The organism is Nostoc sp. CCY 9925 (genome assembly GCF_963920935.1).
Taxonomy (GTDB): domain Bacteria; phylum Cyanobacteriota; class Cyanobacteriia; order Cyanobacteriales; family Nostocaceae; genus Nostoc.
On record NZ_CAWUDO010000054.1, the window covers coordinates 1 to 22,191 of the forward strand.

Annotated in this window: 20 protein-coding genes; 8 read left to right on the top strand and 12 right to left on the bottom strand. The window is 41.6% G+C overall.

Features of this window, described 5'->3' with window-relative positions; all coding sequences use genetic code 11:
- Positions 1–145: 145 nt before the first annotated feature.
- Positions 146–664 (bottom strand): response regulator, encoded by a 519-nt coding sequence (locus ACM0OY_RS23935; RefSeq protein WP_414571325.1) that lies wholly within the window; start codon positions 662–664, stop codon positions 146–148.
- Between the two features lie 492 nt (positions 665–1,156).
- Here ACM0OY_RS23935 and ACM0OY_RS23940 point away from each other — a divergent pair, with 492 nt between their 5' ends.
- From ACM0OY_RS23940 to ACM0OY_RS23950, 3 genes are all read left to right on the top strand, one after another.
- A complete protein-coding gene (locus tag ACM0OY_RS23940; protein ID WP_414571326.1) occupies positions 1,157–3,541 on the top strand; it encodes an ATP-binding protein in 2,385 nt (794 codons plus the stop codon).
- A 52-nt stretch (positions 3,542–3,593) separates the two neighbouring features.
- Positions 3,594–4,067, top strand: a complete 474-nt coding sequence (locus tag ACM0OY_RS23945) for a response regulator (protein ID WP_414571327.1) — start codon at positions 3,594–3,596, stop codon at positions 4,065–4,067.
- Between the two features lie 292 nt (positions 4,068–4,359).
- On the top strand, positions 4,360–6,240 hold the full coding sequence (locus ACM0OY_RS23950) for an ATP-binding protein (protein ID WP_414571328.1): 1,881 nt from the start codon (positions 4,360–4,362) through the stop codon (positions 6,238–6,240).
- Positions 6,241–6,296: 56 nt separating this feature from the next.
- Here ACM0OY_RS23950 and ACM0OY_RS23955 read toward each other — a convergent pair whose 3' ends face one another.
- Complete coding sequence (locus ACM0OY_RS23955) at positions 6,297–6,785, bottom strand: hypothetical protein (protein WP_414571329.1); 489 nt, start codon at positions 6,783–6,785, stop codon at positions 6,297–6,299.
- Positions 6,786–7,101: 316 nt separating this feature from the next.
- On the opposite strand from ACM0OY_RS23955, the gene truB reads away from it, so the two are divergent.
- A complete protein-coding gene (truB, locus tag ACM0OY_RS23960; protein WP_414571330.1) occupies positions 7,102–7,986 on the top strand; it encodes a tRNA pseudouridine(55) synthase TruB in 885 nt (294 codons plus the stop codon).
- Between the two features lie 701 nt (positions 7,987–8,687).
- On the top strand, positions 8,688–9,557 hold the full coding sequence (locus ACM0OY_RS23965; RefSeq protein ID WP_414571370.1) for an alpha/beta fold hydrolase: 870 nt from the start codon (positions 8,688–8,690) through the stop codon (positions 9,555–9,557).
- A gap of 105 nt (positions 9,558–9,662) precedes the next feature.
- Here the strand turns inward: ACM0OY_RS23965 and ACM0OY_RS23970 are convergent, their stop codons facing one another.
- The 5 genes from ACM0OY_RS23970 to carA form a co-directional block, all read right to left on the bottom strand.
- Positions 9,663–9,965, bottom strand: coding sequence for a DUF1816 domain-containing protein (locus ACM0OY_RS23970; RefSeq protein ID WP_414571331.1), 303 nt, complete (start codon positions 9,963–9,965; stop codon positions 9,663–9,665).
- An 87-nt stretch (positions 9,966–10,052) separates the two neighbouring features.
- Positions 10,053–11,030 (bottom strand): 23S rRNA (guanosine(2251)-2'-O)-methyltransferase RlmB, encoded by a 978-nt coding sequence (rlmB, locus tag ACM0OY_RS23975; RefSeq protein WP_414571332.1) that lies wholly within the window; start codon positions 11,028–11,030, stop codon positions 10,053–10,055.
- A 95-nt stretch (positions 11,031–11,125) separates the two neighbouring features.
- Complete coding sequence (locus ACM0OY_RS23980) at positions 11,126–11,608, bottom strand: Mini-ribonuclease 3 (protein WP_414571333.1); 483 nt, start codon at positions 11,606–11,608, stop codon at positions 11,126–11,128.
- An 857-nt stretch (positions 11,609–12,465) separates the two neighbouring features.
- Positions 12,466–12,810, bottom strand: coding sequence for an STAS domain-containing protein (locus ACM0OY_RS23985; RefSeq protein ID WP_244918039.1), 345 nt, complete (start codon positions 12,808–12,810; stop codon positions 12,466–12,468).
- A 212-nt stretch (positions 12,811–13,022) separates the two neighbouring features.
- The gene (carA, locus tag ACM0OY_RS23990; protein ID WP_414571334.1) at positions 13,023–14,180 is read right to left on the bottom strand and encodes a glutamine-hydrolyzing carbamoyl-phosphate synthase small subunit; all 1,158 of its coding nucleotides are present in this window, start codon (positions 14,178–14,180) and stop codon (positions 13,023–13,025) included.
- Between the two features lie 259 nt (positions 14,181–14,439).
- Here carA and ACM0OY_RS23995 point away from each other — a divergent pair, with 259 nt between their 5' ends.
- Positions 14,440–15,492 (top strand): TIGR02281 family clan AA aspartic protease, encoded by a 1,053-nt coding sequence (locus tag ACM0OY_RS23995; protein ID WP_414571371.1) that lies wholly within the window; start codon positions 14,440–14,442, stop codon positions 15,490–15,492.
- On the opposite strand, the gene trpD is transcribed toward ACM0OY_RS23995, so the two are convergent.
- Both trpD and ACM0OY_RS24005 read right to left on the bottom strand, forming a co-directional pair.
- Positions 15,422–16,498 carry an anthranilate phosphoribosyltransferase gene (trpD, locus tag ACM0OY_RS24000; protein ID WP_414571372.1) on the bottom strand — a complete coding sequence of 359 codons (1,077 nt, stop codon included), beginning with the start codon at positions 16,496–16,498 and terminating at the stop codon, positions 15,422–15,424. The two genes, ACM0OY_RS23995 and trpD, sit on opposite strands and share 71 nt — an antisense overlap.
- Positions 16,499–16,588: 90 nt before the next feature.
- Positions 16,589–17,470 carry a DNA adenine methylase gene (locus tag ACM0OY_RS24005; protein WP_414571335.1) on the bottom strand — a complete coding sequence of 294 codons (882 nt, stop codon included), beginning with the start codon at positions 17,468–17,470 and terminating at the stop codon, positions 16,589–16,591.
- A 305-nt stretch (positions 17,471–17,775) separates the two neighbouring features.
- Here ACM0OY_RS24005 and ACM0OY_RS24010 point away from each other — a divergent pair, with 305 nt between their 5' ends.
- A complete protein-coding gene (locus ACM0OY_RS24010) occupies positions 17,776–17,955 on the top strand; it encodes a high light inducible protein (protein ID WP_414571336.1) in 180 nt (59 codons plus the stop codon).
- A gap of 157 nt (positions 17,956–18,112) precedes the next feature.
- On the opposite strand, the gene ACM0OY_RS24015 is transcribed toward ACM0OY_RS24010, so the two are convergent.
- The 3 genes from ACM0OY_RS24015 to ACM0OY_RS24025 form a co-directional block, all read right to left on the bottom strand.
- On the bottom strand, positions 18,113–18,307 hold the full coding sequence (locus tag ACM0OY_RS24015; RefSeq protein WP_414571337.1) for a hypothetical protein: 195 nt from the start codon (positions 18,305–18,307) through the stop codon (positions 18,113–18,115).
- Between the two features lie 157 nt (positions 18,308–18,464).
- Complete coding sequence (locus ACM0OY_RS24020; RefSeq protein ID WP_414571338.1) at positions 18,465–19,745, bottom strand: ATP-binding protein; 1,281 nt, start codon at positions 19,743–19,745, stop codon at positions 18,465–18,467.
- A 553-nt stretch (positions 19,746–20,298) separates the two neighbouring features.
- Complete coding sequence (locus ACM0OY_RS24025; RefSeq protein ID WP_414571339.1) at positions 20,299–20,661, bottom strand: hypothetical protein; 363 nt, start codon at positions 20,659–20,661, stop codon at positions 20,299–20,301.
- 256 nt (positions 20,662–20,917) lie between these two features.
- Here ACM0OY_RS24025 and ACM0OY_RS24030 point away from each other — a divergent pair, with 256 nt between their 5' ends.
- Positions 20,918–21,997: a DMT family transporter gene (locus ACM0OY_RS24030; protein WP_414571340.1), complete on the top strand. Its 1,080-nt coding sequence runs from the start codon at positions 20,918–20,920 to the stop codon at positions 21,995–21,997.
- The last annotated feature ends 194 nt before the right edge of the window (positions 21,998–22,191 follow it).

The window sequence follows — 22,191 nt, forward strand, 5'->3', positions numbered from 1 at the left end:
CTCTACGGTTAACTTTTCGTTACATAGTTATAAATTTCCCCGCCGACTTACTTACATTCATAATGAAAATCCCTATACTTGATTTCTATTTCAATATGTCAGTCCTAATTTTAACTCTTGAATTTTGATTTCCTCACCTTTTATCTCAACAGGAATAATCACCAAATAACGAAAAGTTTCTGTTATAAGAACGCCCCAGTAGTTTTGCTACTTCTGTTATTAACTTTGTCGGGTTTGAAGGGTTTTTCATATAACTTTGAAACCCACATGCAAGAGCCTGTTTATAAGCTTTATTTTCAGCACGATAGCTAAAGGCGATCGCGGGAATTTCTCTAATTTTTGCAGACGCAATCATTCGCATTTTTTTAATTAATAAATATCCAGAATTTTCTGGCATATCAATGTCGCTAATTAAAAGATCCACTGTCATTTTTTTCAGAATTTCAAATGCTTCTAAAGCTGATGAAGCGGTAATTACACGAATGCCATAATTTTTAAGAATACAGGTAATTAAAGCAATAATATCTTCATTGTCATCTACTACAAGAATTGTCCTCCCTTGAAAAATACCTATATCTTTTCTATCTTCTTGATGATGAAAATTATCCACATTTATGCTTACTCTATCTTCAAGAGGATGTACACACTCAAAATTGTTTGACACGATGTATTCGTCTCCTGAGTTGGCTAATCAATTAGGGAGGAAGTCCTACAGGTAGCTAGCTGCGAACTAGCTGCCTAGTGGGCATCATTTAGTGTTATCAACTTGATTTAATCAAGTTTCATTGTCACTAGTCTTATTTCCTTAGATATATAAAATTTAGTTGTTTTTTGAAATTTGGTGTTTGTTTTTACCCATATCCATATTCTTAGCGCTTGAGTAGTGTTTTTCGTTTATTGTCATATTAACTACAACAAACAAAAGTAATTCTCAGAGCCAATGGCTAAGGAAAACAACTGTTAATCGCATTTTTTGCGTTAGTTGTAGTTGTCACGAGCATTATCAGTTCTAGAAGCCAGCCGAGTCCAATACCTTTAAATCTATTACATGAAGTAGGGTTAGATGCGATCGCCTTCACACTTCTAGGCATATACTTTTAAGAAATGTGACATTTAATTGCGCTATTGTAAAAATCAGCTTTACATCAGTTGATTTATGAGCCAGTCTGAAGATACCACTGCCCAAGCTACTGCTCTGACTAACCACGATCGCAAACCTATTCATATACCTGGCTCTATTCAACCTCATGGCGTACTGTTAGCACTCAATACTCACCTAGAGATAGTGCAAGTCAGCAACAATACCCAAGAATACTTGGGTAAAGAACCAGAAGATTTGCTCAGTAAACCGCTGAGCTATTTGCTTGACGCGAGAAAAGTGGAAGCTGTTAAGCAGTGCTTGGTGAAAAAAATTGGTATTTCTAACGCTTTTAAAGTATTAATCAACACTTCAAATGGTGAACGATACTTTGATGCTATTGTTCATCGAACACAAGAGGCTGTGATTGTAGAGCTAGAACCGAGAGACTCGGAATCGGAGTTGAGTTTCTTCGGCTTTCATGATTTGGTGGGTGAAGCGATCGCTAAAATGCAAAGCACATCCAATCTAATAGAATTTTTGCACATCGCAGCAGAGAAACTCCAAGAAATCACTGGTTTCGATCGGGTGATGGTTTATCAATTTGACGAGTCAGCAGCCGGTTCTGTAGTTGCAGAAGTCAAACGAGAAGATTTATCACCTTATTTAGGACTCCACTATCCCGCTACAGATATTCCAGCCCAAGCTAGGGAATTATACACACGTTGCTTTCTCCGCTTCATCCCCGATTTGACTGCCGAACCTGTAAAGCTAGTTCCCACAGAAAATCCGACAACACATCACCATCTTGACTTAAGCTACTCTATGCTACGCAGTTTTGATTCGTGTTGTATTGAATATCATCAAAACATGCAAGTGACGGCTCTTTTGGTGATTTCGCTGATTCAAGATCAAAAGCTTTGGGGATTAATATCTTGCCATCATCAAACACCAAAGTATATTTCTTACGAAGTGCTGAAAATGTGCGAATTTTTGGGACAGATAGTTTCTTCAGAATTGGCGCACAAAATTAGTCATTCGGAATGGGACTATGAAGTAAAGCTCAAATCTCTACAGTCTGAGTTTCTCAAATCAATTTCCCAAGCAGACAATTTTATCGATGCCCTCATCAAACCTGAAATCCGTTTGTTGGATCTTGTCAGTGCCTCAGGAGCAGCGATTTGTCTGGATAATGAAGTTACTCTTGTGGGAGCAACACCGAATATTCACCAGGTGCAGGCCTTGATTGAATGGGCGGATACTCAAGTTAATGACGACTTGTTTTCCACTGATTCTTTGCCAAAGCTTTATCCAGAGGCGCTGATATTCAAAGATACAGCTAGCGGCTTGTTGCTACTGCGGATTTCTCAAGTCCGGCGCTATTACATCCTTTGGTTTCGTCCTGAAGTTATCCAGACGGTAAACTGGGCAGGTAATCCCAAGGAATCAATTCAAGCCCAAGCAGATGGTAGCGTTACCGTATCTGCGCGAAAATCTTTTGCCGCTTGGCAAGAAACAGTGAGATTAACTTCTCTACCTTGGAGGACGTCCGAACTTGAGAGTGCCTTGAGTTTGAGAAATGCGATCGTTGGTATTGTACTCTCCAAGGCTGATGAGTTAGCCAAAATTAATTTGGAGTTAGAACGCAGCAATCAAGAACTAGCCTCCTTTGCCTACGCTGCTTCCCATGACCTCAAGGAACCTTTGCGCGGTATTTATAATTTCTCGACGGTACTCTTAGAAGACTATGCCCAAATCTTAGATGATGACGGCGTTGAGTGCTTGCAGACAGTAGTCTCCTTGTCTGTACGCATGGAAACACTGATTAATGCTCTGCTGCGACTCTCCCAGTTAGGACAAGCACAACTGCGAGAGCAAGTAACCGACCTCAACGAATTGGTCACCCAAGTAATTGAAGTCTTTGGTGCTAGTCGCCAAACCTCTCAATTTGTCGATGTTCGCATTCCTCGACCTTTACCCATAATTCAGTGCGATCGCGTTCTCGTCAACGAAGTCTTCAGCAACCTGATTGGTAACGCCTTCAAATATAATGATAAAGCTGAAAAATGGGTTGAGATTGGCTACTTAGAAGAGGACGCGGGGACGCGGGGACGAGGGGATACGGGGACACGGGGACACGGGGACACTGAGAAATTACTCACCGCGTCATCGCGTCACGCCCTCCCTGCGTCTTCTTTCCCCGCGTCCCCACGTCACCCCGTCACCCCGTCTTCTTCCCAGTCCCCAATCTTTTATGTCCGCGATAACGGTATTGGAATTCCACAACATCATCTAGAAACTATCTTTCGACTATTTAAGCGCCTGCACTCCCAGGAAAAATACGGCGGAGGAGCAGGTGCAGGGCTAGCTATTGTTAAGAAAATTGTTGAACTTCACAACGGTCAAATTTGGGTCGAGTCTACTTTAGGCGTCGGTTCGATATTCTATTTTACGCTCGAATAGTTTAAGATAGTCACCAAATATATATTTTTGTTAAGTTGTTTTAAGACCACGAATGACAAAAAAACTTCATGAACCTCTGCTCGTTGTTGAGGACAGCAATGAAGATTTTCGGATGCTACAACGTCTGATGCGGCACATGTCCGTCCAGAACCCCATACATCGTTGTACTAATGGGGACGAGGTTATAGAGTTCCTCTATCAAAATAGGAGCGATACCTACGACCAGGGCGAAGACACATGCAACTCTCAACTAGCATTACGACCCTCTGTGATCTTGCTCGATCTCAATTTACCCGGTATTGATGGCCGTGACATATTAGCTCGGCTTAAGCAAGACAACAGTTTTAAGGAAATCCCCATTGTTGTTTTTACTACGTCATCGAACCCCAAAGATATTGAATTGTGCTACCAAAAGGGCGCAAATGGATATCTAGTAAAGCCAATGGATGCTCAAGAACTAAAAAAGACGATTCGGGCTTTCGTGGACTACTGGCTTGAAGCGAATACGCCGCCCGTCTTGGATTAGTTTGTTTATTTTCTGCTGATAAGGCAGTAGGGACAAAGGGATAACAAAGAAGACGACTTAGAGGGCACAGAGACATTCTCGTCTTTGAGTCACTGTGTTTGCTTGTCTGTCTGAGATTGATTTTCCCCATTTTCCCGTCTTTCTTGCTGCCTTGTAGTATTTGCGAGCGCTTTAGGTTTCGTAAAGAATTTAGATTTTATTTATATTTATTTTATATTATTTTTAGAATTATGCAATAAACCACAATCTGGATAAAAGGGATCTACATAGCTCCCCAATCCTCATACTTAATATGTTGGACACATGGACGCTACTCATCATCGATGATTGTGCAGCAGATCGGAAAATCTATCGTCGATATCTTTTGAAAGATCCGCACCAGTCCTACCAGATTTTGGAGGCTGACTGTGCAGAAGACGGACTCGCTTTGTGTCAAAAAATACATTGTGACGTGATTCTGCTGGACTATTGCCTACCTGATAAAAGTGGGTTAGAACTTTTCGATCAAATGCAACAGGAGATATTTAAGACTTCTGTGCCTGTGATTATGTTGACAGGACGTGGTGATGAAGAAGTTGCTGTGCAAGCAATGAAACGAGGTGCGCTGGATTATTTAGTCAAGCAACACCTGACACAGGATGTACTGCAACTAGCAGTCCGCAACGCTATTAAGCAATTATACTTGCAAGCCCAACTCAGTAAAACTCTTGAGCGTCAGCGCTTAATTGCTACAACTGCTCTGAGAATTCGCCAGTCTCTTAACCTAGAGCAAATTTTGAATACGGCTGTAGCGGAGGTGCAACAACTTCTGAAATGCGATCGCGTGATGGTATATCAGTTTGCCACTGATAGAGACGGTAAGATAGTTGCCTCATCAGTTGAGCCATACACCACCGTAGCGCTATGCGATCTTGTCGGGGCTGGGAACAAAGAGGATACGGGGACACGGGGACACGGGGACACGGAGAATTTTTTCCCTGAATCAGCGCGTTTCCCGGTCACCGTGTCTTCTTCTTTCACCGCGTCACCCTTGGGGTTCGGAAGTTCGGACTCGACGGAAAGCGGAGCCACTCCGTTGGAGGGGTTTCCCGGCTTGAAGGAAGTGGCGTCCAAGACTCCGACTTCCTCACCGCGTCACCGCGTTACGGCGTCTTATTCCCAATCGCCAATCGCCAATCCCCAATCCCCCATCCCTCACATTTATGAGCTTGGCTTGTGTAATCGTTTAAGCCTGAGAGAGGAATTTAATACTGAATCAAATCTGGTAGTTCCGATTAATCTGAGCAACAATGGAAACCCAACTCCCAAGCTTTGGGGTTTGTTGATTGCCCACCATAATTCTTTTGAACGACAGTGGCAAGCTGATGATGCCCAGATGTTAAATGAAGTATCGGTGCAACTAGCTATTGCTATCCAACAGGCGGAATTGCTAGCCCAAACTCAAGCAGCCCTGACAAAAGAAAAACAACTCAATGCATTTAAATCTCAAATTATTGGAACAGTTTCCCATGAGTATCGAACACCCTTGACTTCAATTTTGGCTGCTGCATCAACTTTGGTAAAACATAGCCAGCAGCTCAATGAGTTAAGACAGCAGAAGTTTCTGGGAATTATTGAACAAAAAGCAAGGTATATGTCCAAACTTGTGGACAATATGCTTTTGGTTAATCAATTTGAAGTGCAAAAGCCCAAGCTGAAGCCAATGCAGCTCGACTTATTAGAATTTTTTTCTGACTTGATAGAACAAGAGCGAGAAACAGCAGGCGATCGCCACGAATTGATTTTTAAGATTACTGGAAATAATCAGGGCTTCTGGGGCGATCGCGGGCTTTTACAGCAAATTTTTACTAACTTAATGTCCAATGCAATTAAGTATTCTCCAGATGGGGGTACTGTAGAGTTCCACCTCATTGGTAAAGAATCACAAGTCATTTTTTCCATCCAAGATCGGGGAATTGGTATCCCGATGGCAGATCAAGAAAATTTGTTTCAATCTTTCAGTCGTGGAAGTAACGTTGATACAATTCCTGGCACAGGTTTAGGGTTGGCGATCGCCAAAGCTTGTGTAGAGTTACACGGTGGTAATATCGCTTTATTCAGTCAAGTAGGACAAGGAACTAAAGTTACAGTCACCTTACCAAAGGTATTCTCAATGGGTCAACTCTCGGCATAGCCAGAATTCATAACTCAATAAATTGGCGTTTTTCCATGAGATTAATTTTGTGATTTTTAATCTCGAATTTCGATTTTATTAATTAGCCATTCTTTGATTGTTTTTCCGCAAGGCTCAATACTTTGGCAATCATTGACATTTTCTAGTTCATAAGATAAATTTACATTTTTATTCGCGTATTTATCTGGCTCACAAACATCAAATGTAGCGCCAACACTTTCGTATAATTTACCATTGCGATCAACAACGGTAACATAGCATTTTAAATCACCATTTTGCATACCTTTAATAGTGCCAGAAGTTGGATTATCATTTTTAATAGCTGTTTGTTCATATGAGCTTGAATGATTAATTTCTTTTGGATTTTCCTGATTTTCTATCTTTGCTTTATTTGCTGAACTAGATTCAGAATTACTTTGCTTAACTATTGGTATGTTTTCTTGATTAGATTGATTCTGTTGAGAAGTACTGTTGCCAGAATTACCACAACTGACAATCAATATAGAGCAAAAAAGAAATGTAGTAGTGAAGATTGTTTTTTTCATTTTATTGATGTTAATTAAAGTCTAATTGCCCGAACTCATGATATAATAGTTAATCTTGATATACAGCATTTTGTAGGGTAGCACAGCTGTGCTACCCTAGCTTGTAGCTAACAAAAACAAGAAGTGTCATGTGAATTTTATCTATTATAGTTTTATGTATTTGAACTTATAAATGACAACCTGATATTTGCGGATAATGTTTCGGGCTATCTGGGGTTTTTGTGTATTCTTCGGTAAGATGTTGAAAACAAGTTTTGATTGTGGTTAATAGGTTTTGAGCATTTAATAAACTTTAAAAAGTGGAAGTATTGATTTTGTGTTATTTCAAGGTTTTCTCAACTTAAACAAACCATTTGACTGGACTTCCCACGATTGTGTGGCGCGGGTGCGGAAATTGTTGCGCCTCAAACGCGTGGGACACGCAGGAACTTTAGATCCAGCAGCTACCGGAGTGTTACCTATCGCTTTTGGTAAAGCCACTAGACTATTACAATATTTACCAGAAAACAAAGCTTACAAAGCGACAATTCGGCTGGGTGTGCGTACTACAACCGATGATTTACAAGGTGAAATTATTAATTCTCAAGCTTGTGCTGGATTGAGTTTGGCACAAGTAAAAACTGCACTATCAAAATTTCAAGGCAAAATAGAGCAAATACCACCCAGTTACAGTGCAATTCAAGTGGATGGAAAACGTCTCTACGACTTAGCACGTAAAGGTGAAATAGTAGAAATTCCAGTGCGGACAGTGGAAATTTTTCACACAGAAATTTTGGACTGGCGCCAAGGAGATTTTCCGGAATTGGATGTGGCGATCGCCTGTGGAAGTGGTACATATATTAGAGCCATCGCTCGTGACTTGGGTGCAATTTTAGAAACTGGTGGCACCCTTGCGGCTTTAATTCGTACCGAAAGCAGTGGTTTCCATTTAACAGATAGTCTCACTTTGGCAGACTTAGAAACGCAACTCCAAGCTGGGACATTTCAACCCATCTCTCCAGATGCACCATTACAACATTTGTCACCTATTACTTTACCACCAACATCTGCTCAAAAATGGTGTCAAGGTCAGCGGATTTCTCTAACTTTCGATGTTTCTGGAATCGTGCGAGTTTATGATGAAGAGACTCGCTTTTTAGGTATTGGAGAATTACAAGACGAAGTGTTGATCCCCCAAATGGTTTTTGAACCGATTTCTTAAACTTACCTATTTAAGATTAATACTATTCTCAATTAATCTTGGTGTCTACAAAGAAGTTTCTCAACTTCACCAACTACAGTTTCCCATGAATTTATAGTAAGAAATTTATTATTTCAATTATCTACAAACTTCTGCAAAGCTGTACTTAGTTGAAACTACCTGTAAATCTTGCTTAATTCTTCGTTGCTAGTGGTATGACACAATTAAACAAATAGGACAACAAACGGCTATGACGCAAAGGCTAGATTGGATTAAGGCAATTTTATAAATTAGAACGTTGGAAACTGAAAATCAGCGTATTTTGAAACATTTATTTGTCAGATAGGAGAACGGTGAGTAATATTATCTTCGGGTAATTAGTTATGATTTCGTTAATCATTAGACCCCACCCCTTAATCTCCTCCCCGCTTGCGGGGCTACGGTGTACACACAAGTCAGATCGAGTTTTATTCCAATACGCTTGGGATAAGCCAGAAAGCCCTCATGTAGAGACGCGATTTATCGCGTCTAAAAGACTGACACGTTCACAAGACGCGATAAATCGCCGTCTCTACAGAGAATTTACTCGTCAATTATTCGTTCACAGACTACTATTTCGGACTTGTGTGTACACCGTAGGCTTGCTCTTAGGGGAGACAAGGCATAGCTTTGGCGGGGTGGGGTTCTTCGAGTTTAGAAAGTAATTAACCAGACATGATATGATGAGCGATCGCCAAAGTTATACTACTACTGCTGCAAATCTCAACGTCTACGTCCAAGGCCAAGGATTTCCAATTTTAGCCCTACATGGTCATCCTGGTTCTGGTCGCAGTCTTTCTGTGTTCACCAATCATTTATCAAAACGCTACAAAACTTTTGCCCCAGATTTACGCGGATACGGCAAAAGTCGCTGGAATGGTAAATTTGATATGAATGACCATTTGACGGACTTAGAAGCGTTGCTAGATCGCTTTGAAATTGAAAAATGCTTAGTATTGGGATGGTCACTTGGCGGCATTCTGGCAATGGAACTGGCACTACGTTTGCCAAAGCGCATTACAGGTCTGATTTTGGTAGCAACAGCAGCAAAACCCCGTGGTAGTCATCCTCCCATCAGTTGGCAAGATAATTTATATACTGGCGTTGCTGCCTTACTGAATTATATAAAACCGAGTTGGCAGTGGAATATTGAAACTTTTGGCAAGCGATCGCTTTTTCGCTACTTAATCCAACAACATACATCCACTAGTTACAACTATATTGCCACCGAAGCAGTGCCGGCATATTTGCAAACTTCTCCTGCTGCTACTCGCGCCCTTTATAGCGCAATTCAAGCAGGGTATAACAGACTTGTAGACTTACCACAAATTCAATGTCCTAGTTTGGTACTTGCTGGTGTTCAAGACCGTCACATCACAGTTGATTCTAGCTTAGAAACAGCTCGACACCTGAACAATTGCCAGTGGCAATGCTACCCCAATACCGCCCACCTTTTCCCCTGGGAAATTCCCCAACTCGTACTGAGTGACATTGACCATTGGTTGGAAGAACATCCTCAGGTAATAGCACAGGGGGACGAGGTGACGCGGTGAAAGAAGAAGATACAAACAAGGTAAAACCCAGAGACGACGTACTAAAAGAATTCTCCGTGTCCCCGCGTCCCCGCATCTTTGCGTCCTCTTCTCTTGCCTAAATTATTAAATTTGACCGCCAAAGGCAGGCTGTACTTTGCGGTCAAATCTTTCCCCCAAGTCTTCAGCGATTGTTAAATTATTGGGTTTGCAGCGTTTGACATTCACAACAATTCCCTGCGCTCCTTCGATCTCCAAATCTTCTATGTATCCAATGCTGGCAGATTTTGCATCAGAATAATTTAGAAATGGACCGAAGTAGTATGTGCAGCGGGGATTTTGCGTTGCAATTTCTACCCACCAAGCCAAGCCGAGGTAGTTGAACGTATTAATCAACCCTTCCTTGAGATTATGCCAAATGGTTTTCATGGTTTTCGCTGATTTGTAAACGTGCTACAGGGTGTTAAAGGATATGTTACTTTATTATCTTTTACATTTCTTTATACTCTTTTACTGCTATTTTTTCAAAGAGATTTTTTGTAATTTTTCTAAATGCAGGGTATTTTGCGATCGCTGGCGATAAATTTCATAGAGTGCCATACCTGCTGCTACTGAGGCATTAAGGCTAGGAGTTTTACCTTGTAAAGGAATTGATACTAAGACATCGCAGGAACGTTGAGTTAGCATACTCAGACCTTCACCTTCAGAGCCAATTACCAAAACGATGGGGCCGCTGAAATTGACTGTGTGTAAGGGTTCACTGCCGGTTGCAGCAGTGCCGTAAATCCAAAACCCAGCTGTTTTTAATTCTTCTAAAGCACGGCTGAGGTTAACAACTCTCGCTACAGAGAAATTTTCTAAAGCACCCGCCGCAACTTTGACAACAGTAGAAGTGATCCCAGAAGCCCTTCTTTGGGGAATTACTAATCCTTGAGCGCCGATTGCCTCAGCAGTGCGAATAATTGCTCCCAAGTTGTGGGGATCGGTAATTCCATCTGCCACGACAATGACGGGATCGGTTACAGATTTTGCTTGCTCAATGAGATCCGGCAATTCAATATAGGTGTAGGGAGAAATTTGAGCCGCCACACCTTGATGATTAGAGTGATTAGTGATTTGGTCTAAGCGCTTGGGTTCAACTTCGTCAATGACTGTGCCATTTTCCTTGGCTTGCAAAAGCAAATGGTGAAAGTTGGGATCGTAGCGCAGACGGGTAGTAATCCAGATGCGGTTGAGACCCCGCTGATTTTGCAATGCACTCAATACGGGATGACGGCCGTAGATTAAATCGCTATCTTCTGCTGGTTTTGCAGATACAGACGGATGGGAGAAGTTGCTATTTTGTGGACGCGAATTGCCAGAAATGGGGTTGATATCTATTTTCTTTCTGGGATTGCGAATGGGATTAGTAACAACACGCTTACCTTGAAGTTTTACGGGTTTCCCACGATTGGGTTCGCTAGAAGTCTTGATTTTTCTTGGTTGATTTGACATTTTAGTTTTAGGATATAGCGTATGATGGGCATCTTGATCAGCTCGATTTACCAGACCTACTCTACTGTTTTGATAATTGTGAAATTGAGTTCTCACTATTTTTCAAGATGGAGTATTTCCAACAGTTCGGTTAGACGTTGGTAATCGGTGAGATAGAGGTAGCCAATTAAGGTTTCTAGACTAGTTGCCTGTTGATAGATTCCGGGATCGAGCCGCTTAGGGCGTCCTGTGGCAGCGTTTCGACCCCGGCGGACAATTTCTAATTCGGTGTCCCTCAGATGAGGAGTCAGCGATCGCAAATGTAGCGCTTGTGTTTCCGCTCTTACCTGTGCCACTACCAGACGATGGTAAGTTTCTGCTCGCTGTAGTGGTAGTAGATAGAACATTCTAACATAAACTTCATAAATTGCATCCCCCAGATAGGCTAAAGCAGCGGGAGAAATTTGTTGTACTTGTGATAAAGAAATCTGTTGAGATAATGGCGCTGTAGTTAACAACAGTACTTGAGTCCAAGATAAACTCTGTTTGGCAGCTTCATCTTGTTCATCTAATAGCCCTTCCTCCTCCTGTGACTTCACAAATAATCATTCCTTGACTAGCTCAATTTTGCAGGCATTCTTCGCAAAGAGTGATTTTTCTGAAGTATGCCATCATAGTATACCTAGCATCATCAACACTATCAGAATTACTTACTAAATTTTATCTTTTCGATGAAAACTTGGCATTTTAGATTACCTTAATATCAAATTCGGCATCAGGTAATTTTGCATACTTCTTGCGTTCTTAGATTTACTTACATCAGAGAAAATTTAGAAGTACTAGCTCGTCTTTGAAATTGGCTAAATTGCTATGTTTACTGAGTAGGTATCGATCCCTAAGCATAGAAGATCGAGTTAAAGTTGAGAGCAAGATTAATCAGTTCACTTGATATTTACTACAACTTTCTCTCTCTGGGGTTTTTATCAAATATCCTAGCCAACAGTGACATCTCTAAGAACATGGTTGAAAAGTTCTTGATGATACCCAAACCAGTTAGAAAATTTCCCTAAATCTCCCTTTTTTGAGTAGAGCTTGGTATTTTATGTTCTCGACTTTTCAATTGTCGTTAAGCGGGAGCGAGTTAAACATTTATACTTGACAAACACCTTATAAGAATCTACAGTGCCAACTTTAAATTTTTAGATTAAAAATTACTCTGGTACTCGTTGAAATCCAAAAGACACTGCCAGAATAGCTAAAGCTGGACTATCAGCAATCTAAAATCCAAACAAAATTGATTGACTGTTTATATCTTTACTCTTAACCAGTTTTATATATAATAGCTCAACTGGCTTAGCGCCTCTCCCACAAGGAGAGAGGTTTTGCCAGAAGTTTTAAAAATTCAGCTACCCGATGTTGAATCTGGATAGCTAAGTTAATCTCTCAGGTCGAGCAATCAAGACTGCTTGACGTTTTCTAGAGCCGCTTCAACTGTTTGTTGCAGGGAGAGAAACTTCTCTAAGCGAACAAGCTTGACCGTTTGAGTGACCCGGGCATTCGTGACAATTTGCAAAGTGCCATTAGCGTTTTGAGCCTTCTTAGCTGCTTGCACCAAAGCACCCAAGCCAGAGCTATCAATAAAGTCGATTTGTGAGAGATCCAAAATAATATGCTTAGGACCTTCTTCAATCTTGCTCTCAAGTACCTTGCGAAATGTCGGCTCAGAAAAGGCATCTAACAAACCTGTGAGGCGGAATAGCTGACAGTTATCCCGGACTTCACGAGTGCCCCTCAGGCTCACGGTTAGATTCAGTGGCTCAGCAATAATTCCCTCCTCATAAGTTAAAGTGAACGCTCAAGTATAGATGGTTTTTGAGCGTGTTGTCTACAATCTGTTGGAGCAAAACCCTTCGGGTAGGGAAAAGGTAAAAGGTAAAAGGGAAAGGTAGGGTTTATTCCCTTTCCCCTTTGCCCCTTGCCCCTTTCCCCAAGGCGTTGCCATCTCCCCATTCCCTAGCCCCCATCACCTTGACGTGCTGTTCGCATAGCTTGAACAAATTGCTCAAACAAGTAATCAGCATCGTGAGGGCCAGGACTGGCCTCTGGGTGATACTGTACAGAGAATACAGGCAGAGACTTGTGACGTACCCCGGCAACGGTGCGATCGTTTAAATTGAGGTGGCTAACTTCCACAACTGTCGCAGGTAGAGAATCTGGGTCAATGGCAAAACTATGGTTTTGGCTGGTAATTTCTACCTTTTGTTGTAAACCGGCAGGCTGATTCAAACCACGGTGACCAAATTTGAGTTTATAGGTTTCTGCTCCCAAGGCATGGCCTAAAATTTGGTGTCCCATACAAATCCCAAAAATGGGTTTTTGACTCAGCAGCAGCGCTTTGGCAGTTGCAATCCCTTCTGTGACGGCAGCAGGGTCGCCAGGGCCGTTAGAAAGAAAGACACCATCAGGATTGTAGTTGAGAATTTCTTCTGGTGGCGTATCAGCAGGTACAACAATCACCCGACAACCATAACTTGCTAGGCGACGCAAAATATTGCGTTTGATGCCAAAATCAAGGGCAACAACGGTAAAGGGTTCCTCAATATTGTTCGCAGTTTCTAGGTTGAATTCCCAGGCTGGAATTGTGGGATCTGACCATTCATAAGTTGTTGGTGTAGTCACTTCACGAACCAGATTTAATCCCGCCATCAAAGGAGCTGCCTGCACCTGCTCTAGCAATTCTGCCTCATCCAGAATAGCCGTAGAAATGCCACCGTTCATAGCTCCGAACATCCGGATTTTGCGCGTGAGGGCGCGGGTGTCGATGCCGTATATAGCTGGTATTTGGTGCTGTTTGAGGTAGTCAGGTAAGGATTGGGTCGATCGCCAGTTACTTGGCCTGTGACAAATATTACGCGCGATCGCACCGCGCACTTGGGGGCGTTCTGATTCCTCATCTTCAGAATTGACGCCAGTATTCCCCAATTCTGGATAAGTAAAAATCACAATCTGACCGCAGTAACTAGGATCGGTCAGTACTTCTTGATAGCCAGTCATACCAGTGTTGAATACCACTTCTCCGATCGCGGTTCCCGTAGCACCGAAAGACCAACCGCGATAAGTGGTTCCATCTGCCAAGACAAGTAAAGCTGGTATTGCGTCAGACAAGGACATAGGCTGGGGATTGGGGATTGGGGATTGGGGATTGGGTACTGGGTACTGGGGATTGGGAAAACTTTTCTCTAGTCCCTAGTTCTTACTTCCTATTCCCTACTCCCGAAGACTGCAATCGTCAATTATCCCATGAGTCGAGCAATTAAGAGTTTTCAGGTTGTTAAGTAAAAATTAAAATTCCCTATTGCCTATTGCCTATTGCCTATTGCCTTTTACTTAAAATCTTTAAAGAGTGGATTCGCAGGAGCTTGGGCAGTTAATATTAATTATGCTTTTATCCCGTGCAACCCTAATTTTTGTACTTAGCGCTCTAGCGGTTTTAAGTGTTGCCTGTAGTGAAGACAAACGAAACACTACGACTACTGGCAATGAGCAACCCGCGGCAATTGGTGATTTGGCATCAGTACAGCCTGCCGCTACCGAACCACCAACACCAGTAGCAAGCCCTGAAGCACAGCCGCCACAGGCGTCTGAAACTGAACCTAGTGTTTTTGAACTGGCGTTAGATAAAGCTGTCAGTGCTTGGAGTATCAGCCAATCTGCTCAATCTCCGGGTGATTGGAATTTAGTGGCCAGTCAATACCAGGATGCGATCGCTCTGATGCAACAAGTCGGGCGACAAACCCCAGAATTTGCCTTCGCTCAATCTAAAATCACAGAATATCAGCGCCAAATCAAATATGCCAAACAAAAAGCTACTCCTCGCCCGGTGGCAGTTAAGGAACCTCAAAAACTAGTAGTTGTGGTTCCCCAAGCAGCAACTACACCAAAGTTCACATCGCCTCTATCGATTCCTGTAGAAAAAAAATTATTACCACCAGAAACACAGAGAGCTTCGTCAGCAGTTGTAATTCCAGATCAACCAGTGTTTACAGCCCCGATTAAAAGGCGGGCTGGTGGTACGCCAATTGTGGAAGTCACCTTCAATGGCCAGCGAAAGTTTGAAATGATTGTAGATACGGGAGCCAGTGGCACTGTAATCACCCAAGAGATTGCAAATTCTTTGGGAATAGTGCCAGTGGGGAGAGCTAAGGCAAACACCGCCAGTTCTAGATCTGTAGAATTTCCTGTGGGCTATGTTGAATCAATGGCACTTGGCGGGGTAACGGTGAATCGAGTACCTGTTGCGATCGCTGGTACGGAACTCGAAACCGGACTTTTAGGACATGATTTTTTTGGTAATTACGATGTCACAATCAAGCGTAATGTGGTAGAGTTCCGGCCGCAATTGCGATCGCAAGTCAATTCCCCAGAAATTGAACTAACTGCTCCAACTTCGTCCAAGCCGTCCCAGTTTGCAGGATATCCTTAGCGATTTTAATACCTTGGGCATGATCCAGGAAAGGTATAGCCCCCGCAACTTGCAGCGCCAACGAAGCATTTAAAGCTACTGCATCCTGTTGCGCTTGAGTTCCCTTGCCTTGGAGTACAGCCTTGAGAATCAGCGCATTCTCTTGGACATCGCCACCCCGAAGCATACCTATGGGAGCAGGTGTGACATCTAAATCCAGGGGATTAATGGTAGTTAACTGCACTTCTCCCTCTGATAACACTGCCAAGTCAGTTAAATCTCCTAACCCAGCCTCATCGAGTTTTTCTCGCCCGTGCAACACAATTGCCTTTTCCTTGCCTAAATTCTGTAAAGCTTGGGCAACCGTGGCCAAAAGTTTGGGAGTGAATAACCCCACCACTTGCCCAGTTGGACGCAAGGGATTTACCAACGGTCCGAGTAAATTAAACACTGTTCGCACCCTAAGAGTCCGCCGTAATGACGCGACCGCCTTGAGTGCTGGATGCCAGCCAGGGGCAAACAAGAAAGTGATCCCCACTTCGTGTAAAGCAGCTTGTACTTGTTCGCTAGAGGCATTTAAATTTACACCCAAGGCTTCCAAAACATCGGCGCTTCCGGTGAGACTTGAGGCTGAACGATTGCCGTGTTTAGCGACGGGTACACCATAAGCTGCGACAACAAAAGCAACTGCTGTCGAAATATTAAAAGTTGACGAGCCATCTCCACCAGTACCACAGGTATCAATTACGGATTGGGGATTAGGGATTGGGGATTGGGTGGATTTTTGCCCAGTCCCCAGCCTTGATTGTGATTGTAAGACTTCAGCCATGCCGGTTAACTCGTCGGCAGAAACGCCTTTAAAGTTCAGTGCTGTTAAAATTGCTCCTGATAACTCTGGAGGAACGGCTTCACTAAGCCAACCTTGCATCAATTCAGCAGCTTGAGTACGCGACAATGATTGGCCATCTATTAATTGTTGCAGCAGAACATAATAGGATTCTTGTGCAGGAATTGGGGAAGTAGTCATCGCTAGGGTTTGTGTGTGTTGTAGGGTGTAGCTACGTTGCATGGCATGGGAGCTATCCTACCGGAAAATTGGGTTTCATCAAAGTTCAGCTCAAAGATCGAGGCTTAACTGCAAAGCTGCATTCATAAGACTCTGATTTTGTAATTTTTTATTCAAATCAAGTTGAAGTTTGTAATTAGTAATAAATAACTCTTTTCCCTTGGCAGCACCATTCTGCTTGTAATTATTCATGCCATATTGCAATTCCCACTCTGAAATATTAGCCCATTGAAAATTTTCTCGAATTTGTGGGGAATTGTCGTAAGTGATTAGCCAGCGATGATCACATTGTTGCAAAAGTTCAGCAAATCTTTGATGTTGAAATGAGGTATGCAAGTCACCGTCTTTACCATATAGTTTTGATTTGGTGGCATTAAAATATGGCGGATCTAAAAACAGAAATACTTTTTCGCCTGCTTGGCTTAATAAATGACTGTAATCTAAATTAGTAATTTCTACATTTTTCGCCAGAATATTTTCTAATTTTTCTAGTCGTTCTATTGAAGAATCAGTAAAACGTTTATGGAAAGCTTCTTGCGAAAAACCGCCTGATTCTACAGTGCCAGAAAACGTAATTCTATTGAGGACAAAAAAGCGGACTGCTCTTTCAAAATCAGATAACTTGTTGACATCTACGCTAGTCAATTCTGCAAAGAGTAATTTACCATCTCTGTATTTGACTTTAATCTTTCGAATTTCTTTAACTAACTGAGCTATATCAAATTGGGCAAATTTCCAGAATAAGAAAAGTTCGCGGTTTAAATCGTTAATCCAAATTTTGAGATCGGGAAATTTTTGTTTTAAGTAAATAAATACAGAACCACCACCGACAAAAGGCTCTCGAAATTCAGAAAAATTATCTGGTAAGTATTCAACTATTTGATTTATTGCTTTTGACTTACCACCAGGGTATCGGAGAGGGCTTTTAATCATAATTAGAAATTATATAGGAATCATATTTGATTTTGGAACTTATCTATATAGATAGTGATTGGGAAATTAGGCTTTTCAAGTTGTGATAAGTTTTTTCACGCAATCTTTTGCCCTCTATGGTAATTTTTTGTTGAAGCGTAGCTTGCCGCCGTAGGCATCGCCACCATACCATAAAAACTACGTATCCGTAATATATACTAGACCACGGATTTAATTTTAGTTTATGTTGCAATTTCGTAAAAATCTGTTACATTACTTTACAGGCAGTAATAACTGTCACAACATAGAAGCTCGGAGTGTTAATTATGTCAAACGCTAACAAAACTACGCCTTCGGTTTCAGAAGATCCTAATGCTTTACGCTGGGGCTTTACTCCTCAGAGTGAAAACTGGAACGGTCGTTTTGCAATGATTGGTTTTTTAGCTGCCGTTTTAATTGAAGCATTCTCTGGTCAAGGGATTTTACACTTCTGGGGCATTCTATAAATTTACGAAATCGTCATTAGTCATTAGTCATTTGTCCTTTGTAAATACAGATGACTAATGACTAATTACAGGCCTCTGGTGACCAAAAATCGATGTGGTCCAAATCACAGGCAAGAATTCCACACTCATTTGCTTTTTATCGTAAGCTAAAAATATTTTAATTTGCATTCTCAAAAAAATGAATCTCTTGTGGGGTGGGCATCTTGCCATTGGTGTCAAGTGAAAGCAGATGCCGAGATGTCAAGCGACCTTGCGGCGTTGCGTCGATGCCGTTGACGAACAGGTTTAACCAAGGGCAACTTACCCGATGTCGAAAGTCTGGATTTCCTTGTTTTTTCCGTGGCTTTGTCATGGCTATTCTCAACACCCTTGTGTTGAGTTTAACTATTGAGCTTTAACCACTTGACAAGATTCTATTTTTCTTAACTTGACACCAATGGCATCTTGCCCTCCCCACAAGAGTTGTATTAAATTTAGATATGCAAACTAGATGTTGAACAGCTTATCAATTAAAAGTTCTGAATATTAACTACAGCTAACTGAACAGTCACAGTAGTTCCTGTTAACACTTCAGAAGAAATTAATAGTTCTCCATTATGAGCATTGACTATGCGTTTGGTAATAGCAAGCCCTAGCCCAGTGCCAGAAGGTTTTGTAGAGAAAAATGGCATAGCAAGCTTAGCGAGAACTTCTGATGGAATTGGTTCGCCATTATTTTGGACATTAATACAGACTTTATCTGTATGACAAAAGTCTACTGTCCACTTGATAACATCTCCTGGTGCTACTGCCTCACAAGCATTACGAACAATGTTAATAAATACTTGTTTAAGTTTGTCTTTATCCCCTAAAATTTTTATCTGAGACGATGCTGGAATAAATTCAATTTGTCGTTCCACAGCTTCTGGCATTTCACGCATGGATAAAAGTAACTCACCAATGAATTCATTTACGTCCAATTCAGAAAGTTGCAAAACTTGGGGTTTAGCGTAGAGTAAAATTTCACTCAATAGACGTTCTAGACGACTAGCTTCGCTCAGTGCTAATGCTAATCGTTCTTGAGCAGATTCAGCGAGAATGATTTTTCGGAAATACTTTAATCCCATGATCATTGTAGTCAAAGGATTACGAATTTCATGGACAATAATAGCAGCAAATTCACCAATAGCTGCCAGTCGTTCTTGTTCTACTAGTTTGGCTTGGGCTGCTCGTAATTCTGCCGTACGTTTTTGTACTTCAGCCTCCAGGATATGATTAAATTGACACTGTTGCTGGTAAAGATGATAATGATCGATCGCGGTAGCTGCTCGTTCTGCAAATAACTCCACAATTTGGATTTCATCACCAGAAAACTCCCTTGGCTGGCGATGAAAAGAACAAATAGTACCAAATACTTGGCCTTCAGAAGTTTGCAACGGTATCCCCAGATATGCTCGATAACCAGGTGCAGGTTTGCCGTACTCTGGATTAGTTACAGCATCTTTAACTGCTAATGTACGCCCAATTTGCAAAACTGTAGCAATTAGGCGGCCATGCAAAGCATAAACACGGGGCGCATCTTCCGCCATTTCCAAACTACTCGCTAGAACAGTTTCAAACCCCTCTTGACAAAAAGTAACAACTGTCCAATCTACTCTAATTAATTCGCTGACTCCGCAGGCAATATTGTGCAAATAGCTTCCCAGTTCACCAGTTCTATAGTTTAAAGAAGACAAACGTGCTATAATTTGTCGCTCACGCTGCCAACTTTGGTTTTGTAAAAACGATTCGTCATCACTGGTTTTGCTCATGGATGCATATTGCACGACTTAGAAAAATAATTTTCAAAATCAAATACTAAGTTTTCCAGTTTTTACAACAGTTTTTATTTAGCTAAAGCACATATTTTATTAGGACACAGCATTGCTGTATCCTAACAGCTTGATGTATTTACCTGAAAATTGTTGTAAATAACAACTCCGGTCGCTCCGGTTAGTTTGATGTCAAGATTTTACTAAAGATATATGCTATTTGTATACAGCAAAATTGTGAAATTTTACTTAAAATAAATGTAAATTTATATAAGACTAAAATAACTAAAACTCAATTGTGTTATTAGCATACAAGTATAAGAATCTCAAATCTAGAATCGAATACTAGAGATACCCGACTTTTCAAAAAAGTCGGGTATCTTGTTGATAAATAATTTAATTTTTGCAGGCGATCGCGTTTTAACTTAAGTAAGTCGGTGAAAATAAACCCAACTATGTAACGGAATGTAAAATCTGCATAAACCTTGCGATTGCTTCATTTCACTTCGTTCCATTCGCAATGACATAGCGTGAATTATTTAAGCCGTTGTACTTACTTCACTTCATTGGGATCAAACTTCGTCACCTTACCTTTTTTCACGGCGACAATTACATCATAAGTTGAACAGTAAGAAAATGTAACATCATTAGCTTTGTTATAAAGATTAACTACATGGCCTGCTCCACCTGGTTGAATACCAATTGGTTCCAAGTCACCAAAGAAGAAACGACGCAGTTGATCGCCACTACCGATTTGACCTTTACTCTTAGTTAGCAAGTCTAGTTTTTGTGAGACAGGGAGTTCTTCGGCTGCTGATGCTTGAACTAATGAAGGATTAATTGCCTTGAGTGGCGCATCCCAAACTGTGAAAAAACCAACCAAGGCGATACTTGTGAGTAGTGGGGCAAGTTTCATTTGTTACTCCTGAACTTTGATTTATCCCGAACAACCAAAGCATCGCAGTTCTGACTGAAGCAGAACTGAAACTAAGGCACTAGTTTCATGAATTTCTGACTGAAGAAAATTTAGTGAATTCTCAGCATTTTTTCAGCAAAGAATGGTGTTCACAAGCCACAGCTTAATTTAAATATTTTTTCAGCAAAACCTCATTTTTAACTTAAATAAAACAAATTAATATAATTAACAATGCCTTGATTGCGGTGATGTTATTGTGACTAGACCCAAAAGACTACCTCGCCTCATCCCTATAAAAATTTCCGGACAAACATATCTCTGGCTAGCAATGCTAATTTTTGGAGCATCTAGCGCAGTCACCCGCAAGCTTACAGAAATTGGTGCCCAACATTTTATGGGCGATGCCTACGGCGGCAAGCTACGCAATCCGATTTCTTTGTGTAATGTTTTGTTTGTAGGCAACCTGTGTGCCTTGATACTTCTAATTCTAATTTATGGGCGACAGTGGAACAAAACGACTTTGAAGCAGCTTTCCCAGAAGGATTGGGTCAGTCTAACAGCCGTAGCTATCCTCTCAGGAGCGCTCGCCCCTGGGTTAATTTTCCAAGCACTGGCACTTACAGGGGTGAATAATATCATCTTAGTTGGACGCTTGGAACCACCGTTAACTCTGGCTTTATCGATTTGGTTATTGAGCGAACGGGTACATCTTTGGGAAATTGCAGGAGCGATCGCCGCCTTTGTTGGCGTTATCCTAACTATTATCCTCCAACCCCCACAAGAAGCGATGATGAATATGGGAGGTTTGAGTTTAGGTATAGGAGAACTTTTGGCAGTAGCAGGATCGGTGGCCATATCCGCTTCCACAATTATTAGCAAAAAACAGCTTTCGCAGATACCAGTAGGAATCTATAGTATCTTTCGCACTGCAATAGGAACTGTAATCTTTTTCTTTATTGCTTTGATACTCTATGGTAAGGAGCATTTTGCTGATGTCCTCTCACCATTTCTCTGGCAGTGGATGTTTTTATATGGTGGGTTGATTGTAGTAGTGGGTCAGTCATTCTGGATTAAAGGCTTAAAAACTTCCACTGTATCAATGGCTTCCTTAGTTGGCTCATTTGGCCCAATTGCAGGCATCTTAGCAGCCTATTTAATTTTGGGCGAAGTTCCTACCTTAGCTCAATATATTGGCGGTAGCTTGATTTTAGTAGGCATAATCCTTAGCCATCTTGGCATTAGGCGTAAGACCCATAGCAAAATTGCCTCCGCCAAAGTAAATTCTATGCAAACACAACAACAGGTAGAAACTAATATGGGATTTAAGGGGATTTGAAGAGGATTGGGCATTGGGTATGGAGAAGAGGCCGAGGGGCAGGGAGCAGGGGAGAAGATCCCCTCTGCTCCCTGCTCCCCTGCCTTCCCACACTCCGCACTCTTGACAGCTGCACTAGTATGTCAAAATGAAAATACCCGATATCTCAAGGTGAGCGATCGCTCCTAAAGCAAGAGTAAAGGATTGACCTGAGT

What these genes read in the sequence shown, in the direction of transcription:
- ACM0OY_RS23940 (WP_414571326.1), top strand. Translation starts at nt 1,157, where the DNA reads ATGAGCCAGTCTGAAGATACCACTGCCCAAGCTACTGCTCTGACTAAC.
- ACM0OY_RS23945 (WP_414571327.1), top strand. Translation starts at nt 3,594, where the DNA reads ATGACAAAAAAACTTCATGAACCTCTGCTCGTTGTTGAGGACAGCAAT.
- ACM0OY_RS23950 (WP_414571328.1), top strand. Translation starts at nt 4,360, where the DNA reads ATGTTGGACACATGGACGCTACTCATCATCGATGATTGTGCAGCAGAT.
- ACM0OY_RS23955 (WP_414571329.1), bottom strand. Translation starts at nt 6,785, where the DNA reads ATGAAAAAAACAATCTTCACTACTACATTTCTTTTTTGCTCTATATTG.
- ACM0OY_RS23965 (WP_414571370.1), top strand. Translation starts at nt 8,688, where the DNA reads ATGAGCGATCGCCAAAGTTATACTACTACTGCTGCAAATCTCAACGTC.
- ACM0OY_RS23970 (WP_414571331.1), bottom strand. Translation starts at nt 9,965, where the DNA reads ATGAAAACCATTTGGCATAATCTCAAGGAAGGGTTGATTAATACGTTC.
- rlmB (WP_414571332.1), bottom strand. Translation starts at nt 11,030, where the DNA reads ATGTCAAATCAACCAAGAAAAATCAAGACTTCTAGCGAACCCAATCGT.
- carA (WP_414571334.1), bottom strand. Translation starts at nt 14,180, where the DNA reads ATGTCCTTGTCTGACGCAATACCAGCTTTACTTGTCTTGGCAGATGGA.
- trpD (WP_414571372.1), bottom strand. Translation starts at nt 16,498, where the DNA reads ATGACTACTTCCCCAATTCCTGCACAAGAATCCTATTATGTTCTGCTG.
- ACM0OY_RS24005 (WP_414571335.1), bottom strand. Translation starts at nt 17,470, where the DNA reads ATGATTAAAAGCCCTCTCCGATACCCTGGTGGTAAGTCAAAAGCAATA.
- ACM0OY_RS24010 (WP_414571336.1), top strand. Translation starts at nt 17,776, where the DNA reads ATGTCAAACGCTAACAAAACTACGCCTTCGGTTTCAGAAGATCCTAAT.
- ACM0OY_RS24015 (WP_414571337.1), bottom strand. Translation starts at nt 18,307, where the DNA reads ATGACAAAGCCACGGAAAAAACAAGGAAATCCAGACTTTCGACATCGG.
- ACM0OY_RS24020 (WP_414571338.1), bottom strand. Translation starts at nt 19,745, where the DNA reads ATGAGCAAAACCAGTGATGACGAATCGTTTTTACAAAACCAAAGTTGG.
- ACM0OY_RS24025 (WP_414571339.1), bottom strand. Translation starts at nt 20,661, where the DNA reads ATGAAACTTGCCCCACTACTCACAAGTATCGCCTTGGTTGGTTTTTTC.